This is a genomic window from Thioalkalivibrio sp. (assembly GCF_007692535.1).
Classification (GTDB): domain Bacteria; phylum Pseudomonadota; class Gammaproteobacteria; order Ectothiorhodospirales; family Ectothiorhodospiraceae; genus Thioalkalivibrio.
The window spans coordinates 1-7836 of the sequence record NZ_REBW01000224.1 but is presented as its reverse complement, the minus strand read 5'-3'; the positions used below and the strand labels follow the sequence as shown (position 1 = coordinate 7836).

The following is a 7836-nucleotide window of genomic DNA, read 5'->3' as shown; positions in this document are numbered from 1 at the left end:
AAATGCCGTGATTTTCGAGCTTAACAGGGCGTTTTTTGGGCCAAAAACACGCCTGCAAGGAGAGGAGTGTGCGCCAGCCCCGCAGCGTGCCTGCCAAACGCCCTCAGAGCAGGGTGGCAGCCAGCATGACCACGAGCAGCACCGCGTAGACCAGCGTGCTCTCGCGTTGCCAGAACCGATCGGGGCGGAGGAACTCGTTGGGGCGGGGGCGCGACATGATGCGCGCCGGGTCGAGCAATCCAAGCACGAAGCGGAGCGCGCGAGTCGCCGGAACCCGGATACGCGTCATCGTCTCCGGCCGCGGCGTGATCAGCGCGAGCAGGTCGCCCGGCGGGATCGGCCAGGGGCGAAGGGTCCGCGCGCCGATCAGCGCCAGCGCGGTCCCGAGCAGTACTGGCCAGGTGAGGCTGATCCAGTCGCCGGGCGTGATGGCATCGCGATCCACCAGTTGCCATTGTCCCGGCAGGAACACCAGCACCGGGCCCGACGCGAGCAAAAGCAACCAGCCCGCCCAGCTCGCAAAGGGTGCGCGGTCGCCCTGGCTTTCCAAGCGCAGCAGCCATAGGTAGCGGGCCATGATCAGCGTGGTGCCCACCGCGGCCAGTTCCAGCAGGCGCGGGAGATGGTCCCACCAGTCGGGGAGGGCGGCCTGCGTATCCAGCGCCGCCTTGAGACCCAGTTTCGCGACCACGCCGCTGGTCATCACGCCGGCCAGCGACAGGGCCGGCAGCGCCAGCAACAGCCAGAGCAGCGGGCCTGCGAGCCGGCCCGGGTGCCGGGCGATGCCGACCCCGAGGAACAGCGCGCCCTTGGACAGGGCGTGGTGCAGCGCGTACACGGCGATCGCCGCCAGCAAAAGCGGGCGCAGGTCCGGTTCCTGCAGGGCCATGCCGATGCCGACCGTGATCAGGCCCATCTGGCTGATGCTGGAATAGGCGAGAACGGTCTTCGGGTGTTCCTGGTGCAGGGACAGGAAGGCCGCCCCGAAGGCGGCGATCAGACCGGCGACGATCGCCAGCGCGCTCCAGCCGGGCAGGCTCACCAGCCCGATCGGCAGGGTATGCAGCCAGCCGAGCAGCCCGGCCTTGATCATCGCGCCGCTCAGCACCGCGCTCGCTGGCACGGGAGCGACCGGGTGTGCCAGCGGCAGCCACAGGTGCAGGAGAGGCAGACCAGCCTTGACGCCGAAGCCGAGCCAGAGCAATGCGATCAGCAGATCGCGCTGGTCGGACGCGGCGACCGCGGCCGGGAGGGCGGTGAGCAGGGGTTGTATGCCGGCATCGGCCTGGACGACGGTCAGGAGCAGCCCGGCCAGGATCAGGCCCTCGCCGAGCACCGCCATCGCGAGGTAGACGCGCCCGGCACGCCGGGCCTGCGGCTTTCCGGTGTGGATCACGAGACCGTAGGCGGCGAACGTCATCAGCGCGAAGCCGGCGTAGAAGCTGACGACGTCGAGGGCCAGGATCAGCAGGAGGTTGCCGGCGAGCGTCAGCAGCCAGAGGAGTTCGAAGCGCGGACGGCGCGGGTCGTCGCGCAGATAGCCCCGGGCGTAGATCCCGGCGCCCAGCCAGAGCAGGGCGGTGAACAACAGGAAGACGCGGGTGATTTCGGTCAGGCCGAAGCGGGTTCCGAGCAGGAGCCAGTCGAGGTGCACCGGGGAACCCGGTTCTGCGAACAGCGCCAGCAGCAGCGCCGGCAGCGGCGACCATGGCGCGAGGCGCCCCACGATGGCGCGCAGCTGCGGAACCGACCACAACGCCGCCAGCCCCAGCGGGAGCGCCAACGCCAGGATCACTGTGGCTGGATGAAGCGCGTGGCTCATGGGGATAGTGAACAGGGGTTTTGCAGGAATTGCGAGCGCTGGAGGGTGAATGACGCTTTCCGTCCGTTGCGGCGCCGGGTGGCCTTCCTTGTTAATGGCTCCAGCGCGCCCCTGTGATAGCATCGCGCGTTAAATACGGGGAAGGGGAGAGTCCTGTGAAGGTTCTGGTGACCGGCACCGCCGGATTTATTGGGAACGCGCTCGCACTGCGCTTGCTGGAGCGCGGCGACGAGGTCGTTGGCGTCGATAATCTGGATCCCTATTACGACGTCGAACTGAAAAAGGCCCGGCTCGCGCGCGTCGCCGATCACCCGGGCTTTACCGACCTGCGCGTCGACATCGCCGACCGCGACGCCATGGCTGCGGTCTTCGCCGGGCATCGCCCGCAACGGGTCGTCAACCTTGCAGCCCAGGCCGGTGTGCGCTACTCGCTGATCAACCCGCACGCCTACGTGGACACCAACCTGCTGGGTTTCGTGAACATTCTGGAGGGTTGCCGGCACAACGGCGTCGAGCACCTGGTCTTCGCGAGCTCGAGTTCGGTCTATGGCGCCAACACCACGCAGCCGTTCTCGGTGCATCACAACGTCGATCATCCGCTGAGCCTGTACGCGGCGAGCAAGAAGGCCAACGAACTGATGGCCCACACCTACGCGAACCTCTATGACCTGCCGGTCACCGGACTGCGCTTCTTCACGGTGTACGGGCCCTGGGGGCGGCCGGACATGGCGCTGTTTCTGTTCACCAAGGCGATTCTTGAGGGCAAGCCGATCGACGTATTCAACTACGGGCATCACCGGCGCGATTTCACCTACATCGACGACATCGTCGAGGGCGTGATCCGCACGCTCGACCACGTCGCGACGCCGAACCCGGAATGGAGCGGCGATGTCCCGGACCCGGGCACCAGCCGCGCACCGTACCGCCTGTACAATATCGGCAACCAGCAGCCGGTGGAGCTGATGCGCTACATCGAGGTGCTGGAAGAGTGCCTGGGCCGCAAGGCCGAGAAGAATCTGCTGCCGCTGCAGCCCGGCGACGTGCCCGACACCTACGCCGACGTCGAGGACCTGGTGCGCGACGTGGACTACCTCCCACGCACCACGGTGGAGGACGGCATTGCCCGCTTCGTGGCCTGGTACCGGGAGTTCTACAAGGTCTGATGGGGTTGTTTTCGTGAAGCATTGGTACGCGGTGCATTGCAAGCCGAAGCAGGACGAGCGCGCGGAGATCGAGCTGGCGAACCAGGGCTTCGAGGTTTTCCGGCCGCGCCTGCGGTCCCGGCGCCGGATCCGGCAGCGGTACCGGGTGGTGGTCGAGTCGATGTTCCCGCGCTACCTGTTCGTCCACCTGGACGACCACAACGAGGACTGGTCGCCGATCCGTTCCACCCGTGGCGTGACCGGCCTGGTGCGGATGGGCGGCAGCGCGCCGGTGGTGCCGGCTGCCGTGATCGAGGCGCTGCAGGCGCGGGCCGACGACGACAACTGCATCGATCTGCAGCCGGCCGACGCCTTCGCCGCCAACGACCGCGTACTGATCACCGAGGGGCCGCTGGCCGGTTTCGAGGCCCTGTTTTCGGCGCGCAACAGCCAGGAGCGGGTGGTGGTCCTGCTGAACCTGATGAAGGTGACGCTGCCCGTGCACGCGATCACCCGCGCATGACCCTTCGCTTACCCTTCAACCTTCAATGAACCCAGGAATCATCGAATGAATCTCACTGTCATCGGTACCGGTTATGTCGGTCTCGTCACCGGGACCTGTTTCGCCGAAATGGGCCACAGCGTGACCTGCGTGGACGTGGACAGCCGCAAGGTCGAGAACCTGAAAAAGGGCGTCCTGCCGATCTACGAGCCGGGGCTGGACGCGATGGTCGAGCGGAATGCGGGCGAAGGACGCCTGACCTTTACCACCTCCCTGCCCGAGGCGATGCAGAGTTCGGACGTCTTCTTCATCGCCGTGGGCACGCCGCCGGGCGAGGACGGCTCGGCCGACCTGCAGTACGTGCTGGCGGTGGCGCGGGAGATCGGGGCGCACATGGACCGCTATGCGGTGGTGATCGACAAGTCCACGGTGCCGGTGGGTACCGCCGAGAGGGTGCGCGCGGCCATCGACGAACAACTCGAGCGGCGGGGACGGACGATCGAGTTCGACGTGGTCTCGAACCCGGAGTTTCTGAAGGAAGGCGCGGCCATCGAGGACTTCATGAAGCCGGACCGGATCGTCGTCGGTGCCGAGAGCGAGCGTGCAGTCGAACTCATGCGCGAGCTGTATGCCGAATTCACCCGCAGCCGCGACCGCCTGCTGGTCATGGGTATCCGCGATGCGGAGATGACCAAGTACGTGGCCAACGCGATGCTCGCGACCAAGATCTCGTTCATGAACGAGGTCGCCAATCTCTGCGACCGCATGGGCGTGGACGTGGAGAACGTGCGTACCGGTATCGGCTCCGACAGCCGCATCGGCTACTACTTCATCTACCCCGGCTGCGGCTACGGCGGCTCCTGCTTCCCGAAGGATGTGAAGGCGCTGATCCGCATGGCGGCAGCGCACGACTTCCATCCCCGCGTGCTGGAGGCTGTGGAGGCGCGCAACGAGGAGCAGAAGGGCTACCTGTTCGGCAAGATCGCCGCGCACTACGGCGCCAACCTCGAGGGGCGCGTATTCGGGGTGTGGGGGCTGGCCTTCAAGCCCGGCACCGACGACATGCGCGAAGCCCCGTCCAGGGTCCTGCTGGAGCAGCTGATCCAGGCCGGCGCCAGGGTGCGAGCGTACGATCCGGTCTCGATGGACGTGGCCCGCGAGGAATTTCCGCCGGAGTGGTTCAACGACGGACTGGTCACCCTGGTGGATCACCAGTACGGCGCGCTCGAGGACGCCGATGCCCTGGCGCTGGTGACCGAGTGGCGCCCCTTCCGCCACCCCGACTTCGACGCCATGCGCCGGCTGATGCGCCCCGACCCGGCGATCTTCGACGGCCGCAACCAGTACCAGCCGGAGAACATGGAGGCGGACGGGTTCGTCTATTACGGCGTGGGTCGCTGAATGCCCGCAGGGCGCCGGGCCGGTAACCGCTGCCGGGAAGGTTGCGGCAGCGGGAGGGCTTCGTTTCGCAGGATCTGTCGGGCCGATCGGGGCCGGAGACCGCTCCCATGGGTAGATGTCGCGGTGGGAGCGACCCCTGGTCGCGCTCCATCGGTGCCCATGATGGCATCATAATAACGGCCTGAATCCCCAATCCGCTGGAGTCCGGATGCGCGACCTCTCCTGCTTTATGGCCTACGACATCCGCGGCAAGGTCCCGGAACAACTGGACGCCGCGCTGGCACAGGCCATTGGCCGCGCCTTCGTCGCCGAGATGGGTGTACGCCGGGTGGTGGTCGGGCGGGACGTGCGCCTGGAGAGCCCGATGCTGACGGCGGCGCTGATGGATGGCCTGACCGCTAGCGGGGCCGACGTGATCGACATCGGCCTGTGCGGGACCGAGGAGGTCTATTTCGGCACGGTGCACCATGGCGCCGACGGCGGGATCATGGTCACCGCCAGCCACAATCCGAAGGGCTTCAACGGCATGAAGCTGGTGCGCGAGGGTGCGCAGCCCATCAGCGGCGACAGCGGGCTGCTGGCGATCCGGGACCGGATCGCGGCGGGAGATCTGCCGGGGATGCGCAATGGCAGCGTGATGGTCGATGAGGACAAGACGGCGTACATCCAGCACCTGCTGGGCTATGTGGACCGTGCTGCGCTGCGACCGCTGAAGATCGTCGCCGATCCCGGCAACGGTGGCGCCGGGCCGGCGATGCGTCTGCTGGCGGAACGGCTGGCGCCGCTCGAGTTCGTGCTGATCAACGAAACCCCCGACGGTCATTTCCCCAACGGCGTGCCCAACCCGCTGCTGCCGGAGCGGCGTGCTGCGACCGCGGCCGCGGTGCGCGAGCACGGGGCCGACTTCGGCATCGCCTGGGACGGCGACTTCGACCGCTGCTTCCTGTTCGACGCCGACGGGCGTTTCATCGAGGGGTACTACCTGGTGGGCCTGCTCGCCGAGGTGATGCTGGACAAGCACCCCGGAGCGAAGATCCTGCATGATCCACGATTGACCTGGAACACCATCGAACAGGTGCGCGCCGCCGGCGGGGTTCCGGTGCAGTCGAAGACCGGGCACGCCTTCATGAAGGAGCGCCTGCGCCGGGAGGACGCCGTCTACGGCGGCGAGATGAGTGCCCACCACTATTTCCGCGATTTCGCCTACTGCGACAGCGGCATGATCCCCTGGCTGCTGGTCGCGGAACTGATTAGCCGCAGCGGGCGGACGCTGGCGGACCTGGTCGATGCGCGCATGGCGGCCTTCCCCTGCAGCGGCGAGATCAACTACCGGGTGCCCGCTGTCGCGCCGGTGATCGAACGCGTGCTGGCCCACTTCCGGCCGCAGGATCCCGCGATCGACCGCACCGACGGCATCAGCCTGGAGTTTCCGGACTGGCGCTTCAACCTGCGCGGGTCCAACACCGAGCCGCTGCTGCGTCTGAACGTGGAGGCGCGCGGGGATGCGGCAGCGGTTTCCCGGCACGTGGCGGAGATCGCTGCTCTCATCGATCGAAATCAGAGGAGACAACCATGATCCATGCGGTGATCCTGGCCGGGGGGAGCGGTACGCGGTTGTGGCCGCTGTCCCGGCGGCAACTGCCGAAGCAGTTCCTGCGCATCGAGGGGGAACGCTCGCTGCTGGAAGCGACCCTGGACCGGCTGCAGCCGGTCGTGGATCCGGCCAACGCGCTGATCGTGACCGGTACGGAGCACGCCCGGGGCGAGGCCTACCAGGCGCTGCACGCCTTCAAGACGCTGCTGGAGCCCGTCGGGCGCAACACCGCGCCGGCGATTGCGCTGGCAGCGGCGTGGCTGAGCCGCGGTGGCGACGACCCGATGCTGGTGGTGCTGCCGGCGGATCACGTGATCCGCGACCGACCCGCGTTTCACGACGCCTTGCGCCGCGCGGTGGAGGCCGCCGAGGAGGGCGCGCTGGTGACCTTCGGCATCCGTCCCACCGCACCGGAGACCGGCTATGGCTATATCCAGGCGGTGACCGACGGGACTGCCGTGGCGCCGGTGCAGCGCTTCACGGAGAAGCCGGACCTGGCGACCGCCGAGGGCTTCCTGGCCGAGGGAAACTACTGGTGGAACTCCGGCATGTTCGTCTGGCGCGCATCGAGCATCCTGGCCGAGGTGGAACGGCATCTGCCCGAGGTCCACGAGGTGCTGCAGCGCATCCGACGTGACTGGGACGCGTCCGCGACGGCCGATCCGCAGCCGGCAGTGGAGGCCCATTTCGCGCAGATGCCGTCGATCTCCATCGACTACGGGGTGCTGGAGCGATCGGACCGGGTGCGGCTGGTGCCCTGCGACATCGGCTGGTCCGACGTCGGGAGCTGGGACGCGGTGCACGACCTCGCCGAACAGGACGATCGCGGTAACGCCCTGCAAGGCAATGCGCTTGCCATTGACTGCGACAACACGCTGTTGCACGGCAACGGCCGGTTGGTGGCAGCGGTCGGGGTGCGCGATCTCTGCGTGGTCGAGACCGCCGACGCCATCCTGATTGCGCCCCGGGGGCAGACGCAGCGGGTGCGCGAGGTGGTCGACGAACTGACCCGGCGCGATGCCAGCGAGTGCCGCCTGCACCGCACGGTCCAGCGACCCTGGGGCAGCTATACCGTGCTCGAGGAATCGCCCGGTTACAAGATGAAGCGCATCGCGGTATCGCCGGGCGCCAGCCTGAGCCTGCAGCGCCACCAGCATCGGTCCGAACACTGGATCGTGGTTGCTGGTACCGCGACCGTGACGCGGGGAGACGACGTCTTCACCGTCGCGCCCAACGAGAGCACGTACATCCCGATCGGCCAGCGCCACCGGCTGGAAAATCGCGGCAAGATCCCGCTGCAGATCATCGAGGTGCAGGTCGGCGAGTACCTGGAAGAGGACGACATCGAGCGTTTCGAGGACGTCTACGACCGTTA

The 7836-nt window shown here is 67.5% G+C and carries 6 protein-coding genes; 5 read left to right on the top strand and 1 reads right to left on the bottom strand.

Translation table 11 applies throughout. From position 1 onward, the window contains the following. Window positions 1-103: 103 nt before the first annotated feature. Window positions 104-1822: a complex I subunit 5 family protein gene (locus EA346_RS12825; protein WP_296759217.1), complete on the bottom strand. Its 1719-nt coding sequence runs from the start codon at window positions 1820-1822 to the stop codon at window positions 104-106. Between the two features lie 155 nt (window positions 1823-1977). Here EA346_RS12825 and EA346_RS12820 point away from each other — a divergent pair, with 155 nt between their 5' ends. The 5 genes from EA346_RS12820 to EA346_RS12800 form a co-directional block, all read left to right on the top strand. Next, window positions 1978-2985, top strand: a complete 1008-nt coding sequence (locus tag EA346_RS12820) for an NAD-dependent epimerase (RefSeq protein ID WP_296759215.1) — start codon at window positions 1978-1980, stop codon at window positions 2983-2985. 13 nt (window positions 2986-2998) lie between these two features. Then, window positions 2999-3487, top strand: a complete 489-nt coding sequence (locus EA346_RS12815; RefSeq protein ID WP_296759212.1) for a transcription termination/antitermination NusG family protein — start codon at window positions 2999-3001, stop codon at window positions 3485-3487. Between the two features lie 45 nt (window positions 3488-3532). After that, entirely contained in the window at window positions 3533-4867 is a 1335-nt protein-coding gene (locus EA346_RS12810) for a UDP-glucose/GDP-mannose dehydrogenase family protein (RefSeq protein WP_296759210.1), read from the top strand. Between the two features lie 208 nt (window positions 4868-5075). Further along, window positions 5076-6443 (top strand): phosphomannomutase, encoded by a 1368-nt coding sequence (locus EA346_RS12805; RefSeq protein WP_296759208.1) that lies wholly within the window; start codon window positions 5076-5078, stop codon window positions 6441-6443. After that, the coding region (locus EA346_RS12800; protein ID WP_296759205.1) for a mannose-1-phosphate guanylyltransferase/mannose-6-phosphate isomerase at window positions 6440-7836 on the top strand (1397 nt) is incomplete at its 3' end. The genes EA346_RS12805 and EA346_RS12800, both read left to right, overlap by 4 nt.

Excerpts from the sequence above, each read along its gene's own strand:
- EA346_RS12825 (WP_296759217.1), bottom strand. The coding sequence starts at position 1,822 with ATGAGCCACGCGCTTCATCCAGCCACAGTGATCCTGGCGTTGGCGCTC.
- EA346_RS12810 (WP_296759210.1), top strand. The coding sequence starts at position 3,533 with ATGAATCTCACTGTCATCGGTACCGGTTATGTCGGTCTCGTCACCGGG.
- EA346_RS12805 (WP_296759208.1), top strand. The coding sequence starts at position 5,076 with ATGCGCGACCTCTCCTGCTTTATGGCCTACGACATCCGCGGCAAGGTC.